The organism is Streptomyces sp. NPDC046887 (assembly GCF_040644755.1).
Lineage (GTDB): Bacteria > Actinomycetota > Actinomycetes > Streptomycetales > Streptomycetaceae > Streptomyces > Streptomyces lichenis.
In genome coordinates, this window is sequence record NZ_JBEYXH010000015.1 from 86,166 (window position 1) to 104,629 (window position 18,464).

19 protein-coding genes are annotated in these 18,464 nt (G+C 71.7%); 2 read left to right on the top strand and 17 right to left on the bottom strand.

Going from position 1 to position 18,464, the window contains the following annotated elements:
- Positions 1-440 precede the first annotated feature (440 nt).
- The 3 genes from ABZ945_RS16640 to mnmA all read right to left on the bottom strand — a co-directional run bounded on the left by ABZ945_RS16640 (position 441) and on the right by mnmA (position 3,851).
- Positions 441-2,198 carry an alpha/beta hydrolase gene (locus ABZ945_RS16640; protein ID WP_361269450.1) on the bottom strand — a complete coding sequence of 586 codons (1,758 nt, stop codon included), beginning with the start codon at positions 2,196-2,198 and terminating at the stop codon, positions 441-443.
- The gene (locus ABZ945_RS16645) at positions 2,195-2,554 is read right to left on the bottom strand and encodes a hypothetical protein (protein WP_361269453.1); all 360 of its coding nucleotides are present in this window, start codon (positions 2,552-2,554) and stop codon (positions 2,195-2,197) included. The genes ABZ945_RS16640 and ABZ945_RS16645 overlap by 4 nt, the downstream gene beginning before the upstream one ends.
- Positions 2,555-2,723: 169 nt before the next feature.
- On the bottom strand, positions 2,724-3,851 hold the full coding sequence (gene mnmA / locus ABZ945_RS16650) for a tRNA 2-thiouridine(34) synthase MnmA (protein ID WP_361269456.1): 1,128 nt from the start codon (positions 3,849-3,851) through the stop codon (positions 2,724-2,726).
- Positions 3,852-3,912: 61 nt separating this feature from the next.
- On the opposite strand from mnmA, the gene ABZ945_RS16655 reads away from it, so the two are divergent.
- Entirely contained in the window at positions 3,913-4,626 is a 714-nt protein-coding gene (locus ABZ945_RS16655; RefSeq protein WP_361269459.1) for an N-acetylmuramoyl-L-alanine amidase, read from the top strand.
- A 24-nt stretch (positions 4,627-4,650) separates the two neighbouring features.
- Here the strand turns inward: ABZ945_RS16655 and ABZ945_RS16660 are convergent, their stop codons facing one another.
- From ABZ945_RS16660 to ABZ945_RS16675, 4 genes are all read right to left on the bottom strand, one after another.
- Positions 4,651-4,833: a DUF6480 family protein gene (locus ABZ945_RS16660; RefSeq protein WP_248635159.1), complete on the bottom strand. Its 183-nt coding sequence runs from the start codon at positions 4,831-4,833 to the stop codon at positions 4,651-4,653.
- Between the two features lie 60 nt (positions 4,834-4,893).
- Entirely contained in the window at positions 4,894-6,063 is a 1,170-nt protein-coding gene (locus ABZ945_RS16665) for a cysteine desulfurase family protein (RefSeq protein WP_361269461.1), read from the bottom strand.
- A 91-nt stretch (positions 6,064-6,154) separates the two neighbouring features.
- Positions 6,155-6,442, bottom strand: a complete 288-nt coding sequence (locus tag ABZ945_RS16670; RefSeq protein ID WP_361269464.1) for a DUF4190 domain-containing protein — start codon at positions 6,440-6,442, stop codon at positions 6,155-6,157.
- Between the two features lie 30 nt (positions 6,443-6,472).
- Positions 6,473-6,637, bottom strand: a complete 165-nt coding sequence (locus tag ABZ945_RS16675) for a hypothetical protein (protein ID WP_361269467.1) — start codon at positions 6,635-6,637, stop codon at positions 6,473-6,475.
- 138 nt (positions 6,638-6,775) lie between these two features.
- On the opposite strand from ABZ945_RS16675, the gene ABZ945_RS16680 reads away from it, so the two are divergent.
- Positions 6,776-7,465 (top strand): TetR family transcriptional regulator, encoded by a 690-nt coding sequence (locus ABZ945_RS16680; RefSeq protein ID WP_361269469.1) that lies wholly within the window; start codon positions 6,776-6,778, stop codon positions 7,463-7,465.
- Here the strand turns inward: ABZ945_RS16680 and ABZ945_RS16685 are convergent.
- The 10 genes from ABZ945_RS16685 to ABZ945_RS16730 all read right to left on the bottom strand — a co-directional run bounded on the left by ABZ945_RS16685 (position 7,434) and on the right by ABZ945_RS16730 (position 18,459).
- Positions 7,434-8,438, bottom strand: a complete 1,005-nt coding sequence (locus tag ABZ945_RS16685) for a YafY family protein (protein ID WP_361269472.1) — start codon at positions 8,436-8,438, stop codon at positions 7,434-7,436. The two genes, ABZ945_RS16680 and ABZ945_RS16685, sit on opposite strands and share 32 nt — an antisense overlap.
- Positions 8,439-8,579: 141 nt before the next feature.
- The gene (locus tag ABZ945_RS16690) at positions 8,580-9,476 is read right to left on the bottom strand and encodes a thioesterase family protein (RefSeq protein ID WP_361269475.1); all 897 of its coding nucleotides are present in this window, start codon (positions 9,474-9,476) and stop codon (positions 8,580-8,582) included.
- Between the two features lie 26 nt (positions 9,477-9,502).
- Entirely contained in the window at positions 9,503-10,183 is a 681-nt protein-coding gene (locus ABZ945_RS16695) for a trimeric intracellular cation channel family protein (protein WP_361269477.1), read from the bottom strand.
- A gap of 154 nt (positions 10,184-10,337) precedes the next feature.
- The gene (locus ABZ945_RS16700) at positions 10,338-11,582 is read right to left on the bottom strand and encodes an oligopeptide/dipeptide ABC transporter ATP-binding protein (RefSeq protein WP_361269479.1); all 1,245 of its coding nucleotides are present in this window, start codon (positions 11,580-11,582) and stop codon (positions 10,338-10,340) included.
- A complete protein-coding gene (locus ABZ945_RS16705) occupies positions 11,579-12,583 on the bottom strand; it encodes an ABC transporter ATP-binding protein (protein ID WP_361269482.1) in 1,005 nt (334 codons plus the stop codon). The genes ABZ945_RS16700 and ABZ945_RS16705 overlap by 4 nt, the downstream gene beginning before the upstream one ends.
- A gap of 6 nt (positions 12,584-12,589) precedes the next feature.
- On the bottom strand, positions 12,590-13,552 hold the full coding sequence (locus ABZ945_RS16710; RefSeq protein WP_361269484.1) for an ABC transporter permease: 963 nt from the start codon (positions 13,550-13,552) through the stop codon (positions 12,590-12,592).
- A gap of 1 nt (position 13,553) precedes the next feature.
- Positions 13,554-14,558, bottom strand: coding sequence for an ABC transporter permease (locus tag ABZ945_RS16715; RefSeq protein ID WP_361269486.1), 1,005 nt, complete (start codon positions 14,556-14,558; stop codon positions 13,554-13,556).
- Positions 14,559-14,641: 83 nt separating this feature from the next.
- Positions 14,642-16,312: an ABC transporter substrate-binding protein gene (locus tag ABZ945_RS16720; RefSeq protein WP_361269488.1), complete on the bottom strand. Its 1,671-nt coding sequence runs from the start codon at positions 16,310-16,312 to the stop codon at positions 14,642-14,644.
- Between the two features lie 292 nt (positions 16,313-16,604).
- Positions 16,605-17,528 carry a peptidase gene (locus ABZ945_RS16725; protein WP_361269491.1) on the bottom strand — a complete coding sequence of 308 codons (924 nt, stop codon included), beginning with the start codon at positions 17,526-17,528 and terminating at the stop codon, positions 16,605-16,607.
- A 148-nt stretch (positions 17,529-17,676) separates the two neighbouring features.
- Positions 17,677-18,459: an enhanced serine sensitivity protein SseB C-terminal domain-containing protein gene (locus ABZ945_RS16730; RefSeq protein WP_361269494.1), complete on the bottom strand. Its 783-nt coding sequence runs from the start codon at positions 18,457-18,459 to the stop codon at positions 17,677-17,679.
- Positions 18,460-18,464: the final 5 nt, after the last annotated feature.

Sequence of the window (18,464 nt, forward strand, 5' to 3'; positions counted from 1 at the left end):
GACTTCGAACGATGCCTGTCCGGCGTGGCCGAAAAGCAGACTGATACCAAAGCCCGTGGGCGAGCGAGCGATAACCGCCGGGCGCTCGCTGCTTCGACGCACGGCCGTGATCGTGTAACCACTCTGCTTCCAATGACGTTCTACGACACCAAGGAAACTACCTCGACGCTGCTCAGAGATGATGGTTAGCACTTTTCTGCGACGTGACACGCTGCAACGCCGACTCGTAGTGATGTGATGGGCCCACTGCACTTCCGGACGGATCGCCACGAAGGCTTCATCAAGCATTTGGTCGGCCCGATTGGCGGCATCTTGCATATCCACGTTCGCTTCCCTTCTACTGCCGGCGCCTCTCGACTCAAAGTCCCCGCAGGACGCAATTAAAGAGGCCATTAGAGCGCCTGCTAGAAGCAGCCCGTACCGAGCAGATCCGGCTACTCTCATCGGGGAGCCTTCCGGACCAAGTCTTGGGGACGACCGCCAATAATAGAAGCGATATTTTGAGTCGACACTTCATCCTTATCAGGTGTGAAGTACTGAGAGTGCGCTTCAAAGCCTCCCAGTTCCATCAGCGGCCTGGGCCCAGGATCGACCGCGAAGCGCTGAGCTCCGAAAGCCGCACTCGCAGGGTCCTTACCGAAGTAGATGTCATCGTTATCCTTGTCATAAACGTCTCCGTAGACCAACGCTCCCGGCCCGGCAAGGAGGAACTCCTCCTTACTGGGCAGATGGGTGACCGGGTCATTGTCCGCCGCACCTACGAACACGCGGTCACGCCCGACACCCAAGTCTTCGGCTCTCTCCACACCCACGCCGGGACTGCCAAGAAGGATGATGTCGTCGACACCAGGGATGCCACCTGGCTGCCGAGCCGCTGTGCCTACGGCCAGCGACCCATAAGAGTGTCCGACTGCAGTCAGGTGAGGATCTGCAGAGTCGTTCGTCGCGGTGAGACCGTCCATGAAGGTGCTGTAAACCGGCGCTCCTCGCTCGGCGTCACCCGTGCTCATGACGTCCGCGCTCTGAGGGGCGTCGTAACCGAGCCAGATAATGGCGGCGCTCGAAGGGTCGACGTCGCGGGCGCCGATGGCCGTATCCTCTGCTCGGACCATCGTGTCCTCCACGAAATCCGCATCCAGCGCCGTCCCCAGCCCCGGCACATACGCCGCCACATTCCGGGACGTATCCGGGTTGCCGTAGGCGACGATGGCGCGGCCGTTGCCCTCGTCGCCGATACCGAGGAGGTACATGGGCAGACCGCCCGGTTGGTTCAGGCGGGCCTGGAGCAGGCGCAGGGCCTCCAGTTTGGTCTGGGAGGCGTCGTCGGGCCTGCCCGCGAGCTCCTCGATGAGGGTCGGCAGGTATGCCCGGTTGGCCTGGTCACGGGTGACGGCGGGGATGCCGTCGAGGTTGCCGATGAGGTCGGGGGCGATGCGCAGGAACTCCTGGCGCTGCTCGTCGGTGAGGGCGTCCCACCAGGCCTTGCGCTCGGCGGGGGTGGCGTCGAAAGGGACGTCGGCGGCGAGGTAGGCGCTCGCGGTGTGGCGTACGTCGGCGGTGTCGCGCCGTACGTCGCGGAGGGTGGCCGCGGTGATGTCCAGCCCCCTGGCGGCTCGGAGGCCGTTGAGGGTGCGGGTGTAACGGGCGTCGATCTCCACGGCGGCGCGCACGGCGCGAGCGATGCGGTCGGCGAGGGCCTGAGCCTTCTCGGCGTGGGGGTTAAGGGGACGGATGGGGGATGAAAGGGCTCGGTCCAGGGGGAGGGCGGCGCGGGGACTGGCTTGGCCGGCGGGGGTGGCCTGGGGGCCGAGGAGGGTGTGGACGGTGGAGGCGGGGTAGGTGATCGAGCCGTCGGGACGGACGGTGAAGCCCAGTTCGGCTGCCTCGTCCAGAGCCAGCCGCAGTTGGCGCTGGGGCTCGGCGAGGTCCGCGGCGAGGCCGTTGAGGGTGGTGCGGATGAGGCCGCACTCGGTGCGTACGTAGTCGAAGTTGCGGTGGAGGCGGTCCAGTCTGCGCAGCGCCGCCTCGGCCGCGTCGCCGCGCTGCGTCTCGCGGAGCTGGGCGGACATGGCCTGGCCGACCCGTAACGCGTCGGCACCCGCGCGGCTGGAGACGGCGTGCCAGCGGTTGCCTGCGGCCTCGAAGTCGGCGGGCTTCAGTTCGTGCAGGCGCTGCCAGTCGAGGGCGGTCTCGGTCATCGGGTTGCGGCGATCGGGACGGGGACGGCCTTCAGGGAGGTGCCGGTGGTGGTGTCGATCTCGCCGAGGTGGGTGGCCACCTGGCGGAGCGCACCGCTCAGGTGGTCGCACTCGTCGCGGATCGCGGCGAGGCGCTCCTCCCAGGAGGTGAGGAGGGTGAGGAGGGCGGCGGAGGTGGTCAGGCCTGCCCAGGCGGTCAGGGGGGCATGGACGGGGCGTAGGACGTTGCGGCCGTTGGCGGTGCTGGTGTGCAGCTCGGCGGCGGTGGCGGAGGCACTGGTCCAGGGGCCGCGGCTGTGCTGGAGAGGCGGTGCCGACGGACTGCCGGAGTGGCTGTGGGCTGTTTGCTGCCCCATGGGACCCCCTGCGCTCGGGAAGCGACCCACCGCGGATCACGGAGAGTGAGGGTAGTGGTGCGGGGAGTGAGGGGGAGGAGGTAGGAGGGGACCGGGAGGGCGGTGGGGGTTGGGGCGGCGGGCGAAGGGGCCCGCCGCCCGTACAGGCGTTTCGGGGGTGGGGGTGGGGTCAGGCGGTGACGGTGGTCCGTCGTTCGGTGGTGGCGATGGTGGCGGAGCCGACCACTCGGGTGCCGTCGTAGAGGACGATCGCCTGGCCGGGGGCCACGCCGCGGACGGGGGTGGTGAAGGAGACGCGCAGCTCGGCGTCGGGGAGCAGTTCGGCGGTGACCTCGGTCTCGCCGCCGTGGGCACGGAGCTGGGCGGTGTAGGTGCCGGGGCCGGTGGGGGCGGTGCCGCACCAGCGGGGCCTGATCGCGGTGAGGGCGGTGACATCGAGGGCCTCGACGGGGCCGACGGTGACGGTGTTGCTCACCGGGGAGATGTCCAGGACGTAGCGCGGCTTGCCGTCGGGCGCCGGGTGGCCGATGCGCAGGCCCTTGCGCTGGCCGATGGTGAAGCCGTACGCGCCTTCGTGGGTGCCGACCCGGGCGCCGGACTCGTCCACGATGTCGCCCTCGGCGCGGCCGAGCCGCTGGGCCAGGAAGCCCTGGGTGTCGCCGTCGGCGATGAAGCAGATGTCGTGGCTGTCGGGCTTCTTGGCCACGGCCAATCCCCGGCGCTCGGCTTCGGCGCGGATCTCGTCCTTGGTGGTGAGGGTGTCGCCGAGCGGGAACATCGCGTGGGCGAGCTGCTTCTCGTCCAGCACGCCGAGGACGTACGACTGGTCCTTGGCCATGTCGCTGGCGCGGTGGAGCTCTCGGCTGCCGTTCTCGGTGACGACGACGGTGGCGTAGTGGCCGGTGCAGACGGCGTCGAAGCCCAGGGCGAGCGCCTTGTCCAGCAGGGCCGCGAACTTGATCTTCTCGTTGCAGCGCAGGCAGGGGTTGGGGGTCCGCCCGGCCTCGTACTCGGCGACGAAGTCGTCCACGACGTCCTCGCGGAACCGTTCCGCCAGGTCCCAGACGTAGAACGGGATGCCGATCACATCCGCCGCGCGGCGGGCGTCGCGGGAGTCCTCGATCGTGCAGCAGCCGCGCGCGCCGGTACGGAAGGACTGCGGGTTCGCCGAGAGCGCGAGGTGCACCCCGGTGACGTCATGGCCCGCCTCGGCGGCACGGGCGGCGGCGACGGCGGAGTCCACCCCGCCCGACATGGCGGCGAGCACACGCAGGGGGCGCTGGGAAGTCTGTGTCATAGCCCTACCAGGGTACGGGCCGCCGGGAACCACGGTCGCGGGGATAAGCGTTCACGATCACATGGGTGAGAAGAGGGCGGCGGAGAAGGCAGCGGAAAAGGGCAGGCGGGTCGGTCGGCGGGCGGTACTGGTCGGCGGGGGCGCGGTGGTGCTGGGCGGTGCGGCCGTGCTGGGCTGGGACGAGCTGCGCGGGGCCTGGTACCGGGTGCCGGGCGTGGAGAAGGAGCGGGTGCCGGGCGCGCTGGATCACGCGGGCGCCCAGTGGACGGCGGCCTCGGAGGGGAACTGGCGGCGGGCGGACCGGCCGGACGACTACACCATCGACCGGGTGGTGATCCATGTGGTGCAGGGAAGTTTCGCGACCGCGTTGCGGGTGTTCCAGGACCCGAGCCATCAGGCGGCCACGCATTATGTGGTGCGCAAGGACGGGCATGTGGCGCAGATGATCCGGGAGCTGGATGTGGCGTACCACGCCGGCAACCGGTCGGTGAACGAGCGCAGCATCGGCATCGAGCACGAGGGGTTCGTGGACCGGCCGCAGGATTTCACGGACGCGATGTACCTGGCATCGGCCCGGCTGACGGCGGGGATATGCGCCCGCTACCGGATACCGGTGGACCGCGAGCACATCATCGGCCATGTGGAGGTGCCGGGCACCGACCACACCGATCCGGGGCCGCACTGGGACTGGCCGCGGTATCTGAAACTGGTGCGGGCGGCTTCGACCGGTCCGGCCACCACTGCGGAGCCCACTCGGGCGGCGGGCGGGGAGTGAGCGGCCACTGCCCGGACCGGCGGGCTAGATGAGGGAGGCGAAGCGGGCTACGAAGAAGGCCGCTACGGCGACGGCGACGATGATGACGAGCCACACCCACACCCCGGGGTGCTCCCAGGGGCCGCCGTCGGGGCGTTCCTCGTGGGCCTCGGCGGTCGAGCCCTCGACGGGTGGGGTCTCTCCGGGCGGTACCAGCGGATCGGTCATGTTCCCAGCTTGGCCCGGGGGCGCCGGACCCGCACCTGGCGCCGGGCCAGCCGGGCCGGGTCAGCTCAGGCCGGCGGTGCGGGCGCGTTCGACGGCGGGGCCGATGGCCTTGGCCAGGGCTTCGACGTCGGCCCGGGTGGAGGTGTGGCCAAGGCTGAAGCGCAGGGTGCCGCGGGCCAGGTCGGGGTCGGTGCCGGTGGCCAGCAGGACGTGGCTGGGCTGGGCGACGCCGGCGGTGCAGGCGGAGCCGGTGGAGCACTCGATGCCCTGGGCGTCCAGCAGCAGGAGGAGGGAGTCCCCCTCGCAGCCGGGGAAGGAGAAGTGGGCGTTGGCGGGCAGCCGGCCGGCCGGGTCGGGGTCGCCGCCCAGGACGGCGTCCGGGACGGCGGAGCGTACGGCGTCCACCAGCTCGTCCCGTAGCGCGCCGATCTCGCGGGCGAACTCGGGCTGCCGCTGACGGGCCAGGGCGGCGGCCACGGCGAAGGCGGCGACGGCCGGTACGTCCAGAGTGCCGGAGCGCACATGGCGCTCCTGCCCGCCGCCGTGCAGTACGGCGACCGGGGTCTGGTCACGGCCGAGCAGCAGCGCGCCGATGCCGTACGGGCCGCCGATCTTGTGGCCGGAGAGGGTGGCGGCGGCGAGACCGGAGTCGGCGAAGGAGACCGGTAGCTGGCCTGCGGCCTGGACCGCGTCGGAGTGCATGGGGATGTCGAACTCGGCCGCTATGGCGGCCAGTTCGGCGACGGGGAAGATGGTGCCGATCTCGTTGTTGGCCCACATGGCGGTGACCAGGGCGACGGATTCCGGCTCGCGGGCGATCGTCTCGCGCAGCGCGTCCGGATGCACCCGGCCGTAGCCGTCCACCGGGAGGTACTCGACGGTGGCGCCCTCGTGCTCGCCGAGCCAGTGCACCGCGTCCAGCACGGCGTGGTGCTCCACGGGGCTGGTCAGCACGCGTACGCGGCGGGGGTCGGCGTCCCGGCGGGCCCAGTAGAGGCCCTTGACGGCGAGGTTGTCGGACTCGGTGCCGCCGGAGGTGAACACCACCTCGCTGGGGCGCGCCCCGAACGCCTCGGCAAGGCTTTCGCGGGCCTCCTCGACGGTACGGCGGGCCCGGCGGCCGGCGGCGTGCAGCGAGGACGCGTTGCCGGTCGCGGCGAGCTGGGCGGTCATCGCCTCGATCGCCTCCGGCAGCATCGGAGTGGTCGCGGCGTGGTCGAGGTAGGCCATGGTGCCCCGATTCTACGAGGCCGGGGAGGAGGACGGACGGGGGCGTCGGGCCGGGGGCGTCGGGCCGGGTCCGGGGATGGTCCCCGTCGGCTCAGGCGATGCTCCAGGCGCTCCCGTTGGACGTGCTCATCACGACGGCGAGCACCACCAGGTCGGCGACACCGAGGCCGAGACCGAGGAAGGCGCGGGTGCGGCGGACGGTGCCGCGGCGCAGGGCGAGGACGGCGAGGCCGATGGCGATGGGGCCGAGCACGATGTTCATCACCAGCAGCCCCACCAACCCCAGCACGAAGGAGGCGACGGCCATGCCGTTGGCGTCGAACCGGCGCCGGGCGCGGGCGGTGGAGGTGGAGGCGGTGTTGGGGCGGGTGAGCTCCATGGTGATCTCCCTGTCTCTGGGCGGAGGGGGTCAGCGGCCGCGCTGGAGCGGACGGCGGCGGCGCTCGCGGGCGGTGAAGATCAACAGCCAGACGCCGATCACGGCGGCCAGGGCCAGACTGACCGGCAGCGGGATATGGGCCACGGTGCCGAGAACGACACCCAGCAGGAGCAGGGCGGCGACGATGAACAGCATGGGGGTGCCTCCTTCTTCGCTAGGGGATTCGCTAGGGGCCGGTGGAGGGTCGTACGTGAGGAACGGTTGTTTACTGACTACCCGGTCTAATTAGCTTGACACTGGCCGGAGTCGGCGAACGGTTGTTTACTCGGTGGAATGAGTCACACCGCCGACACCGCCCGGGACAGAGCCCCCGGCGTCCGGCAGGCGCAGAAGTTGCGCACGCGCCGGGCCCTGCTGGACGCCGCCCTGACCCTGCTGGAGGAGCAGAGCCTGACCAGCCTGGGGCTGCGTGAGGTGACCCGCGCGGCCGGAGTCACCCCGGCCGCCTTCTACCGGCACTTCCGGGACACCGCGGACCTCGGCGTCGCCCTTGTCGACGAGGCCCTCGGCAGCCTGCACACGACCATCCGCACCGCGCTGGCTGCGACCGTCCGCGACGGCACCGGCCCGGAGGGCGGTGGGGACGGCGAGGACGGCGGCGACGAACGGATCGACGCCGCGGTGGAGTTGATCGACGCGCTGGTACGCGAGTACCCCGCTCACGTCCGTTTCATCGCACGGGAGCAGCATGGCGGGGTAACAGCGGTGCGGGCGGCGATCTCCGGCCAACTCGCCCTGTTCGGTACGGAGGTGGCCGACGCGCTGGCGGACGTGCCGGAGGCGGCGGGCTGGTCGCGGGCCGATCTGCTGATGCTGGCGGGGCTGTATGTGGACCATATGGTGATGACGGCGTCCGCCCTGCTGGCGGCCGGTCCGGGGGCGGAGGCGCGGGCGGAGGTCGCCCGGGTGGCGCGGCGGCGGATGCGGCTGATCAGCCTGGGGCGCCGCCACTGGTTGGACTGACCCCACCGCCCCGCCCCTCGTACAGGGCTGTCACCGCGGCGGCGGAGCGCGCGAGTTCGGCGCGGGCGTCGGGCGGGTCGAGCACCTCCAGGCTCGGGCCGTAGGCGAGGAACTGGCGTATGTGCGGCAGATCGGGCACCTCGAACTCGATCCTGGACCACTCCCCGGAACCAGGTGGCGTGGGCGGGGCGGTCAGCAGTCCGCCGTGCAGCCGGAGGAAGAGGTCGAGCCGGTCGGCCCGGACCCGGGCGCGTACCCGCAGGCCCGCCGGGCGCCGCTCCACCCGGCGGCGCAGCACCTCCCACACCTCGGCCAGCTCCACCCTCGGGCGGCGGCGCACCGGTTCCCCCAGGGGGTCCGCCCGGTGTGTCCGGTCCACCCGGAAGAGGCGGGGGCGGCCCCGGTGGTCGGCGACCAGGTACCAGACGCCCGCCTTGGCCACCAGGCCGTACGGATCGACGGTGTACGTCCTCGGGACCGCCGTACCGCTGTGCCGGTAGCGCAGCCGGAGCCGGCGGTCGCTGAGCACCGCGTCGTGCAGGGCGTCCACCGGGACCCCGGGCGCGGTCGGGGAGCGCAGCCAGCGGTCGGGGTCGACCAGCACCCGGCGGCGGGTCAGTTCGGCGGCCGGGCGGTGCGGTGCGGGCAGCGCGGCCATCACCTTGTGCAGCGCCGAGCCGAGGGCGGTGTCCAGGCCCAGGGCGGCGTGGGTGCCCTCGGCGGCGAGCACGAACAGGGCGCGGGACTCGTCGGCGGTCAGTCCGGTGACATCGGTGCGGAAGCCGGGCAGCAGGGCGACGCCGCCGTGCCGGCCGCGCTCGGTGTAGACCGGCACCCCGGACGCGGAGAGCGCCTCGACGTCCCGGTACACGGTGCGTACGGAGACATCGAGGCGCTCGGCCAGCTCGGTCGCGGAGACCAGGCCGCGGGTCTGGAGCAGCAGCAGGAGGGAGAGCAGCCGGTCGGACTTCACATCGGCCGACCCTAGCCGGAGGAGCTACGCGCGCGGGCCGCACACCGGCCGGCCCTGGCACCGGACCGGGCCGCACACCGGCCGACCCTGGCACCGGACCGGGCCGCGCACCGGCCGACCCTGACGAAGACCCGCGGCGCGCTACGCGCGGGGGGCGCGGGCGAGTTGGCGGGACTGGGCGACCAGCCGGTCGGCGCTGTCCCAGATCTCGGCGTCCTCCTCCAGGAAGCCGCCGGCCAGGTTGCGGGTGGTGATGGCGACCCGCAGCGGCCCGGGGGCGGGGCGGCAGCGGACATGGGTGGTCAGCTCGACCGTCGGGGTCCAGCCGGGCAGACCCAGCTCGAAGGAGGTGGGCGGCAGCGCGTCCACGGTGAGCAGCAGGGAGAGCGGGTCGGGTTCGCGGCCGTCGGCGAGGCCGAACCAGCCGCGCATCTCGCCCTTGCCGGAGGGGGCGCCGACGGCCCAGCCGAGGGTGGTCGGGTCCAGGCGGATGTCCAGGCGGTCCATGATCGCGGTGGAGCCGGCGATCGGGGCCGGTCCGTCGGCCGGGCCGAGGCAGTGCTCGCGCGGCGGGATGGCCGGCGGCTTGGCGCTGGTGCGGATGTCGTCGGAGAGCGTGTCGAGGTCGCCGTAGGTGGCCAGCACCCGGATGCGCTCGATCTCGGTGCCGTCCTCCGCGTACTGGAGGAGGGAGGCCTGCCCGGTGGAGAGGGTGCGGCCGGTGCGGACGGTCTCGGTGCGGACCACCGCGGGGCCGGGCAGGGAGGGCGTGAGGTAGTGGGCCGAGACGGTGAACGGGTCGGGGTGCGGCAGGGCGTCGGCGAGGGCCCGGCCGATCAGGGCGAGCAGATAGCCGCCGTTGACCGCCTGGATGATCGTCCATCCGGCGGAGAGGTCGGCGTCGTAGACACCGGGCTCGCGCCGGGTCACCGCGGTGTCGCGGTCGAATTCGCTGCCGGTCGCGAGGGCGGGGCCGTCCGGTACGAGGGCGGGAGCGCTGCCCGGTCCGTGGCTCCGCACGCTGTTCGAGCTGTCCATGGCGGAACCGTACAACGGGTGCGTTACTAAGCGGTAGCTTTTTCCGGGATGACCTCCTCGGCCGCCGAGGAGCGGCGGTTCCAGGCGCGCGGGGCCCGCCAGTGGTAGCGCATCGCCAGGATGCGGATCACGAAGGCGGTGACGGCGGCGACCCCGCTGGTGAACGGGTTGAGCATCTCGAACCGGATGCAGAGCACCACCAGGGTGGCGCCGACGATCGCCGGTACGGCGTAGAGGTCGCGGTCCCAGCGCAGCAGCGAGGGCACCTCGTTGGCGAGCACGTCCCGCAGCACACCGCCGCCGACCGCGGTGGCCAGCCCCATCACGGCGGAGGCGGTGAGCCCGAGCCCGTACTCGTACGCCTTGGTGGCCCCGGTGACGCAGAACAGTCCGAGTCCGGCGGCGTCGAAGACGTTGACGGCGGCCTGGGTGCGCTCGACCACCGGGTGCAGGAAGAAGACCAGGGCGGTGGCGACCAGCGGCATCAGGAAGAAGCCCAGGTCGGTGAAGGCGGCGGGCGGTACGGCGCCGATCACCAGGTCCCGGAAGAGCCCGCCGCCCAGCGCGGTCACCTCCGCGAGCACCGCCATGCCGAAGACGTCGAAGTTCTTGCGCACGGCGAGCAGGGCGCCGGAGATGGCGAAGACGAAGATGCCCACGAGGTCCAGTGCGTGCTGGACGGAGGGCGTGAAGAAGTCCTGGAGCACGCCTTATTGTGCCGGGCGCGGGGAGGGGATCGTGCCGGGCGCAGGCCGCCCCTCGGCTTCCGGGGGGGGCGGGCGCCGGCCACCTGTCGGCCGGGAGGGGGCGGGTGCGGCGGCCCGTACCGTACGCGGTCGCCGCACCCGCCCCCGTACGCCGTCAGCGCTTGCCGCCGCCCTCGGCGGAGGGCGAGCGCTCGTCGGCCGGGGCCTCGGCCGGGCGGGGCACGGCGGTGGAGGCGTCGGAGGCGGGGGCGCCGGCGGCGACACCCGGCACCGGGAGCTCCGGCTCGGCGTCCGCCACCGCCTTGCCGTTCTCCTTCTCCCGTACGACGTCCGCGACCGCCGGCTCCTCGGCGACGGCGGCGGTCTCGGTGACCGCCTCGACGCCGGTGGCGCGGGTGCGGGCCAGGGTGCCCGCCTCGATCTCGGCCGTCCAGTGGCAGGCCACCCGGTGCCCGTCACCGGTGTCGGTGAGCTCGGGGCGGTCGGTGGCGCACTTGGTCTCCTGCACCCAGGGGCAGCGGGTGTGGAAGCGGCAGCCGGCGGGCGGGTTCGCCGGGGAGGGCAGGTCGCCGTGGAGCAGGATGCGCTCGCGGCGGTCCTCCAGGTCGGGGTCCGGCACCGGGACCGCCGACATCAGCGCCTTGGTGTACGGGTGGCGGGGCCCCTCGTACAGGGCGTCGCTGGGCGCCTCCTCGACCAGCGAGCCGAGGTACATCACCCCGATGACGTCGGAGATATGGCGGACCACGGCCAGGTCGTGGGCGATGACGAGATAGGTGAGGCCCAGGGACTCCTGGAGTTCTTCGAGGAGGTTGACGACCTGGGCCTGGATGGAGACGTCCAGCGCGGAGACCGGCTCGTCGCAGATGATCACGTCCGGTTCCAGGACCAGGGCGCGGGCGATGCCGATGCGCTGGCGCTGGCCGCCGGAGAACTCGTGCGGGTAGCGGGAGAGCGCGTTGGCGGGCAGCCCGACCTTGGCCAGGATGGCCTTGATCTTCTCGCGGCGCTCGGCCTGGTCGGCGCCGATGCCGTGGGCGGCCATGCCCTCGGCGAGGATGGACTCGATGTTCTGCCGGGGGTTGAGGCTGCCCAGCGGGTCCTGGAAGACCATCTGGAGGCGGCGCCGGAAGCGGCGCATGGCCTCCTCGTCCAGCTTGGCCAGGTCGGTGCCGTCGAAGACGACCTCGCCCTCGGTGACGTCGACCAGCCGCAGCACCGCGCGGCCCAGGGTGGTCTTTCCGCAGCCGGACTCGCCGACCAGGCCGTAGGTCTGGCCGGCCTCGACCTTGAGGGAGACGCCGTCGACCGCGTAGACATGGCCGACCGTGCGGTCGAAGAGCACGCCCTTGCGGATGGGGAAGTGGACCTTGAGGTTGTCCAGTTCGAGCAGGCTCATGCCGGTACCTCCGCGGCGGGCCGGACCGGGGGCAGCACCGGGTTGACGCAGCGGACCTGGTGGCCGGCGGTGCGGGGCTCGGTCAGTTCGGGGGTGCCGGTCAGGCACTCCAGCGTGTAGTGGTCGCAGCGGGGCGCGAAGGCACAGCCGTCGGCCCAGGCGATCTTGTCGTTGATGGAGCCGCGGATGGGGTTCAGCGGCTCGCCGCGCGGGGCGTCGAGGCGGGGGATGGAGCCCAGCAGCCCGTGCGCGTAGGGGTGGGTGGGGTGGGCGAACAGCTCGCGGCGGCCCGCGGTCTCCACGGCCTTGCCGGCGTAGAGGACATTGACCTCGTCGCAGAGTCCGGCGACCACACCCAGGTCGTGGGTGATCATCAGCAGGGCGGTGCCCTCCTGGTCGACCAGTTCCTTGAGGAGTTCCAGGATCTGGGCCTGGATGGTCACGTCCAGCGCGGTGGTCGGCTCGTCGGCGATGAGCAGCCGGGGCGCGCAGGCGACCGCCATGGCGATCAGGGCGCGCTGGCGCATCCCGCCGGAGAGCTGGTGCGGGTACTCCTTGAGCCGCCGGGCGGGGTCCGGGATGCCGACCCGGTCCAGCAGATGGGCGGCCTCCTTGCGGGCCGCCTCGCCCTTGAGGCCGCGGTGGCGCTGGAGGATCTCGGTGACCTGGACGCCGATGGGGACGACCGGGTTGAGGGAGGACAGCGGGTCCTGGAAGATCATGGCCAGATGGCGGCCGCGCATGTCGCGGATCTTCGCGGGGCCGAGCTTCAGCAGGTCGGTGCCGTCGAACTCGGCGCGGCCGCCGACCCGTACGCCCTTGGCGGGCAGCAGGCCCATCAGCGCCAGCGAGGTGACGGACTTGCCGCAGCCGGACTCGCCGACCAGGCCGACGACCTGGCCCTGGTCGACGTCGAAGGAGACGCCGTCCACGGCCGTGGAGTCCTTGCGGCCCTTGGCCGTGAAGGTGACGCTGAGTTCGTCAACGGAGAGCAGTGGCATGGTGGTTCAGCCTCGCAGCTTCGGGTCGAGTGCTTCGCGCATGGCCTCGCCGAGCAGGGTGAACCCGAGGGCGGTGATGATGATCCCGACCGCCGGGTAGACCGCCATCATCGGCTCGTTGTCGAAGAACCGCTGGGCCTGCGAGAGCATCACGCCCCACTCGGGGACGGCCGGGTCGGGGTTGCCCAGTCCCAGGTAGGACAGGGCGGCCGCCTCGATGATGGCGGTGGCCAGGCTCAGGGTGGCCTGGACGATGACCGGGCTGAGGGAGTTGGGCAGGATCTGGGTGAGCACGATCCGGTTGCGCCGTACGCCGAGGGCGCGGGCGGCCAGCACGTAGTCGGAGCCGCCCTGGGCGAGCATCGAACCGCGCAGCATCCGGGCGAAGATGGGGATCTGGACAACGCCGACCGCGATCATCACGGTGGTGAGCGACTGGCCCAGCACGGCGGCGATGGAGACGGCCAGCAGCAGCGAGGGCAGCGACAGCATGATGTCGGTGATCCGCATGATCACGGTGTCCAGGCGCCGGCCCATCGGTCCGCCGAGGGTGGCGGCGGCGCCGGACACCACGCCGACCAGGGCGCCGATGACCAGGCCGATGAGCATGGACACCACGCCGACCAGCAGGGTCTGCCGGGCGCCGACGAGCATCCGGGAGAACAGGTCGCGGCCCAGGTGGTCCAGGCCGAACCAGTTCTCGCCGCGCATGCCGACGAACTCGCCGCGGTTGGGGAAGACCTCGCCGCGCCAGGTCTGCGCGGTGGGGGTGAACGGGGCGATCCAGGGGCCGATGACCGCCAGGACCACGAACACCGCGATGATCACCGCGCCGATGATGGCCATCTTGCTGTCGCGCAGCCGGCGGGCGGCCTCGCGCCAGAGGCTGGCACCGGTGGTGGACTCGGAGGTCTGCATCAGCTCCGCGAGCCGGTCGACCTTGTCCGCCTTCTTGGTCAGGGTGGTCAACTCAGTGCACCCGCACTCTCGGGTCGATGAGGCTGTACGCGAGGTCGACCAGCAGGTTGATCAGGACGTACACCATGGCGATGAAGAGGATGAACCCGACGAGCACCGGGTAGTCGCGGGCGTCGATCGCGGTGCGGATGAAGGAGCCGATGCCGCCGAAGTCGAAGACCGACTCGGTGAGCACCGCGCCGGACAGCAGGCTGCCGGTGAGCAGGCCGACGGCGGTGACGACGGGCAGCATGGCGTTGCGCAGGACGTGCCGGCCGCGCACGGTCCGCTTCTGCAGGCCCTTGGACTCGGCGGTGCGGACGTAGTCCTCGCCGAGCACTTCCAGCACGCTGGCGCGGGTCATCCGGACGATCACGGCGAGCGGGATGGAGGCGAGCGCGACGGCGGGCAGCACCAGGTGCACCAGCGCGTCCCAGCTGGCGTCGATCTCGCCGGTCAGCAGCCCGTCGAGGACCGCGAAGCCGGTGACCACGGTGGCGTCGAGCCCGGTGGACAACCGCCCGGAGCTGGGGAACCAGCCGAGCTGGACGGAGAAGAGCGCCCGGAGCAGCAGGGCGAGGAAGAAGACCGGGATGCAGATGCCGACCAGCGAGCCGGAGACGGAGGCCACATCCAGCCAGCCGCCGCGGTGCTTGGCGGCGAGGTAGCCGAGCGGGATGCCGACGACCACGGCGAGCAGGATCGCCGCGACGCTGAGCTCCACGGTGGCCGGGAAGCGCAGGGTGAACTCGTCCCACACCGGCTGGCCGGTCTGGGTGGAGGTGCCGAGGTCCAGTTCGGCGATGCGCTTGAGGAAGCGCCAGTACTGGACGGTGATCGGCTGGTCGAGCCCGAGGGCCCGGTTGATCCGTGCCACTTCGGCCTCGGTGGCGCGCTCGCCCAGGATCGCTGAGGCGGGTCCGCCGGGCAGTCGGTTCAGCCAGAGGAACAGCAGGACCGACAGGCCGAGCAGGGTGGGTATCAGCTGTAGCAGTCTTCGTACGACGAGTCGCAGCACCCCGCGTGCCCCTTTCTCACGTTGGAGCGGGTCCGCCCGGCCACGGAGGTCTCAGTGGCCGGGCGGACCCGCAAGGTGTGCGGTTACTTGAAGCTGGCCTCGGCGAAGTTCTCCTGCGTCAGCGGGGAGACCTTCGGCGGGTTGATGTTCTTGCCGAAGGCGATGGCCGGCGGCGAGGAGGAGATCGGCACACCGGGGGCGTACTCGGCGATGATCTCGTTGGCCTTCTTGTACGCCTCGACGCGGCCGGCCGGGTCGGTCACCTTGGAGGCGGCGGTGACGGCGTCGAAGACCTTCTTGTCCTTGAAGCCCCACTGCTTGTCGAAGCCGGCGAACCAGGTGCCGATGAAGTTGTAGCCGTCGTTGAAGTCACCGGTCCAGCCGAGCATGTACAGGGCGCAGGAGCCCGCCTCGGTGGCGTCCAGGTAGTCCGGGGCCCACTTCATGGCCTTCGGCTCCACGGTGATGCCGGCCTTCTCCAGGTCGGCCTTCATCAGCTCGAACATGTCCTGCGGGGCGGGCATGTACGGGCGGGTGACCTCGGTCGGGTAGCAGAACTGGACCTTCAGCTTCTCCTCGCCGGCCTTCTTGAGGAGCCCCTTGGCCTTCGCGGTGTCGTAGGCGTAGGTCTTCACCTTGTCCGAGTGGCCGGCGACCGTGTCGGGCATGAACTGCGTGGCCGCCTTGCCGCCCTCGGGCAGCTGGGTCTTGACCAGGTTCTCCCGGTCGATGGCGTGCGAGATGGCCTGCCGCACCTCGGGCTTCTTCAGCGCCGGGTTGGCGGTCTGGGTCATGCCGACGTAGAAGATGTTGAAGACGTCGCGGGTGGGGACCTGGAAGCCCTCCTTCTCCAGCGTCTTCACATCGGCCGGAGCGACCAGGTCGTAGCCGTTGATGTCACCGGCCTGGAGCGCCTGGCGGCGGGTCTCCTCGGTGGAGATCGTGCGGAAGACCAGGTTCTTGATCTTGGCCTTGTCGCCCCAGTAGTCGTCGAAGCGGGACAGGCTGACTTCCTTGTTGCCCTTGTTCCACTTCGTGATCTTGTACGGGCCGGTGCCGGCGACCGTGCCGGCCTCCTGGCTGTACTTGGGGTAGGTGATCGCGTCGCCCTTGGCGGAGGCGTCCTGCTTCGCGTACTCCTTGAGCGCCTTCGGCGAGTGGATCGCCAGCGCCTGGAGGGAGAAGCCGCCGGGCAGGTTGGCGGAGGGCTCGTTGACCTCGATGACCGCGGTGTTCTCGTCCTTGGCCGTGCAGGACTTGTAGTTGGCCTTGGGCGTCTCGGGGTCCTCGTTCTTGGCGAAGCCGCCCATGATGGCCTGCCAGTAGTAGGAGACCGCGCTCGACTGGTAGGTGCCCTTCCAGTTGAACCAGTGGTCGTAGTTGGCGCAGACCGCGGCGGCGTTGAACTGCTCGCCGTCGTGGAACTTCACGTTCTTGCGGAGGTTGAAGGTCCACACGGTGCCGGCCGGGTTGCTGGACCAGGTCTCGGCCAGGCCGCCGGTCAGCTTGCTGCCGCCGGACTCGTGCTCCAGCAGCGCCTCGAACGCCTGCCGGGTGACCCGGAAGGTCTCGCCGTCGGTGGCGAGCGCGGGGTCGAGCGAACCGGGGTCGCCGGCGCCGGCGAACACGAAGGTGTCCTTGGCGCCGCCCTTGTCACCGTCCTTGTCGCGGTCGCTGGCACAACCAGAGGCGATCAGCCCGACGGCGACCACCGCCGTGACCGCCCGGATGGATCGTGATCGATACGTGTGCATAGCCCACCCCTGGTATGTGCGCATGGTCGCTGGGTTCGATTGGCCGAACACTACCCACGCCTCTGACCGAGGAGAACAGTCCGCATAGCGGTGATACCCAGTCGAGACCCGGACACCGAACCAACCGGACGTATACGGGAGATAGGGCCGCCACGCGGTCATCGGCACCCATGTGCGGGCACATCGGCGGGCGGGCGGCGGGGGCGGGGCGGGTGGTCCTTGAGTTGGATCGGGACGGGCGGGGCGCTCCGGCCGGCCCGGGGTCGCGGACCGGCCGGAGCGACGGAGCAGGTCAGCCGCGCTGGGCGGCGTCGTAGGCGGCCCGGGCGGTCTGGTCGAGCACCGGCCCGTAGATCGGGCTGCTGCTCGCGAGGTCCTCGCCGTGGCTGAGGACCGACACCACGGTGCCCTTGCCGGTGGCGGGGTCGAAGCCGGCCAGCCAGGGGCCGCCGCTGGAGCCGCCGGCCAGGTCGCACGGGAGGAGCAGCTCGTTGCCGGGGGCGGGCTTGGTGGTGCCGGCGCAGTGCATCAGCTCCTCGCCCCGCTGGGGCGTGGTGGCCGGGTAGCCGAAGGCGGTGACCCGCTCACCGGCCTTGCGGCCGAAGGCGATCTGCTGCGCCCCGGCCGCGTCGGCCAGCCGCTTGCCCTTGACGGGGGTGGCGACCACCATCGCCGCCACGTCGTTGACGGTGTCCTCGGCCCAGCTGCGCGGGGTCATGGTCGCCTTGACGGCGTAACGCCCGTACGGGGCCTTGCCCTTGGCGTAGCCGGGGGCGAAGACCAGGTCGGTGTAGGTGTTCACCGGCGAGGAGCCGAGCCGGGCGCAGTGCGCGGCGGCCATGATCACCGAGCCGTTGCCGCTGGTGACGGAGGTGGCCGTGCACCAGGTGTCCTGGCCCTTGTGGTTGACGAAGAAGAGCCGGCCGACGCTGGGGACGGCCTTGCCGGTCCAGGGCTTGCCGAGCGGCCCGCTCGGTCCCAGGTCGACGGTGCCGCCGACCTTCTTCATGCGCTCGGGCGTCCAGTAGCGGAGGGCGGCGCCCTGGTCGGCCGCGGGGTAGGTCACCGTGCTGATCGGCCCGGCCTTGACCGGGGCGGCGGCGACGGCGGGGGCGGCCGGGAGCGCCAGGGGGCCGGCCAGGGCGAGCAGGGCGGTGGCGAGACCGGAGGCGGTGCGGCGGGCGCGGCGGGACGGACGGGGAGGCGGGAAAGACATGGGTGCCCTCTCGGATGACCGGGTCGACTGGACCGACTGGATCGACTGGATCGACTGGATCGACTGACCGGCATGGGTGTCGGTCGTCCGGGAGGATGCGGTTTCGGCGCGTGCGGTGCACCCGCCGCCTGAATCGGCGTCAGAAAGCTCAGAGCGTACGGGGCGGGTAGCCGTAGCCGGTGTGGGGGACGACCGGGGCGGTGGCGTGGGCCTCGCGGTCGTAGAAGGGGCGGGCGTGGGCGCGCAGCCAGAGCGCCACCGGGTCGTACGAGTCGGACATGGCGACCGTGGAGACCGGCAGCCCGTCCGGGACGGCGGCCACCGACTGGCTCATGATGGCCCGCACCGCGTCCACCGCGCCCTGGCCGGAGTCGTACAGGTCGAGGCCGATGACCAGGTACGGGGTGCCGGCGGCGGGCTGCACCCAGGCGCGGCGCAGCGAGCGGACGGCCGGGGTGCGGTGGGCGTTCTGTGCGAGCAGCGCGTAGAACTGCGGCAGGGCGATGGTGGGTTCGGAGAGCCGCAGCGGTCCGGCGGGCATCCGGTCCAGGCCGGCGGCGATCCGGCGCAGGTCGGGCCAGGGGACGCCGACACCGCCGCCGGGGGCGTGCGGGTTGAGCCAGAGGCCCCAGCGCTCGGCGTACAGGGCGCGGGCGATGTCCCGCCCGGTGACCACCTCGTGGGCGCGGTCCCAGCCGGAGGCGGCGAGCTCCCGCTCGGAGGTGGCGCACGGGGCGTAGCCGTGGCCGTCGACCTCCATGTTCCCGTACTGGGCGTCCGAGGAGCCGGGGCGGCCCTGCCACAGCAGCATCCACAGCCGGCCGTCGGCGAGGGCGTGCAGCAGCGCCTCGTAGGCGTCGTACCGGCCGGGCACGACCCGTCCGAGCAGCTCCTCGACCCCACCGGTCGCCGCGGTGCCTGACCCGCTCACTCGTT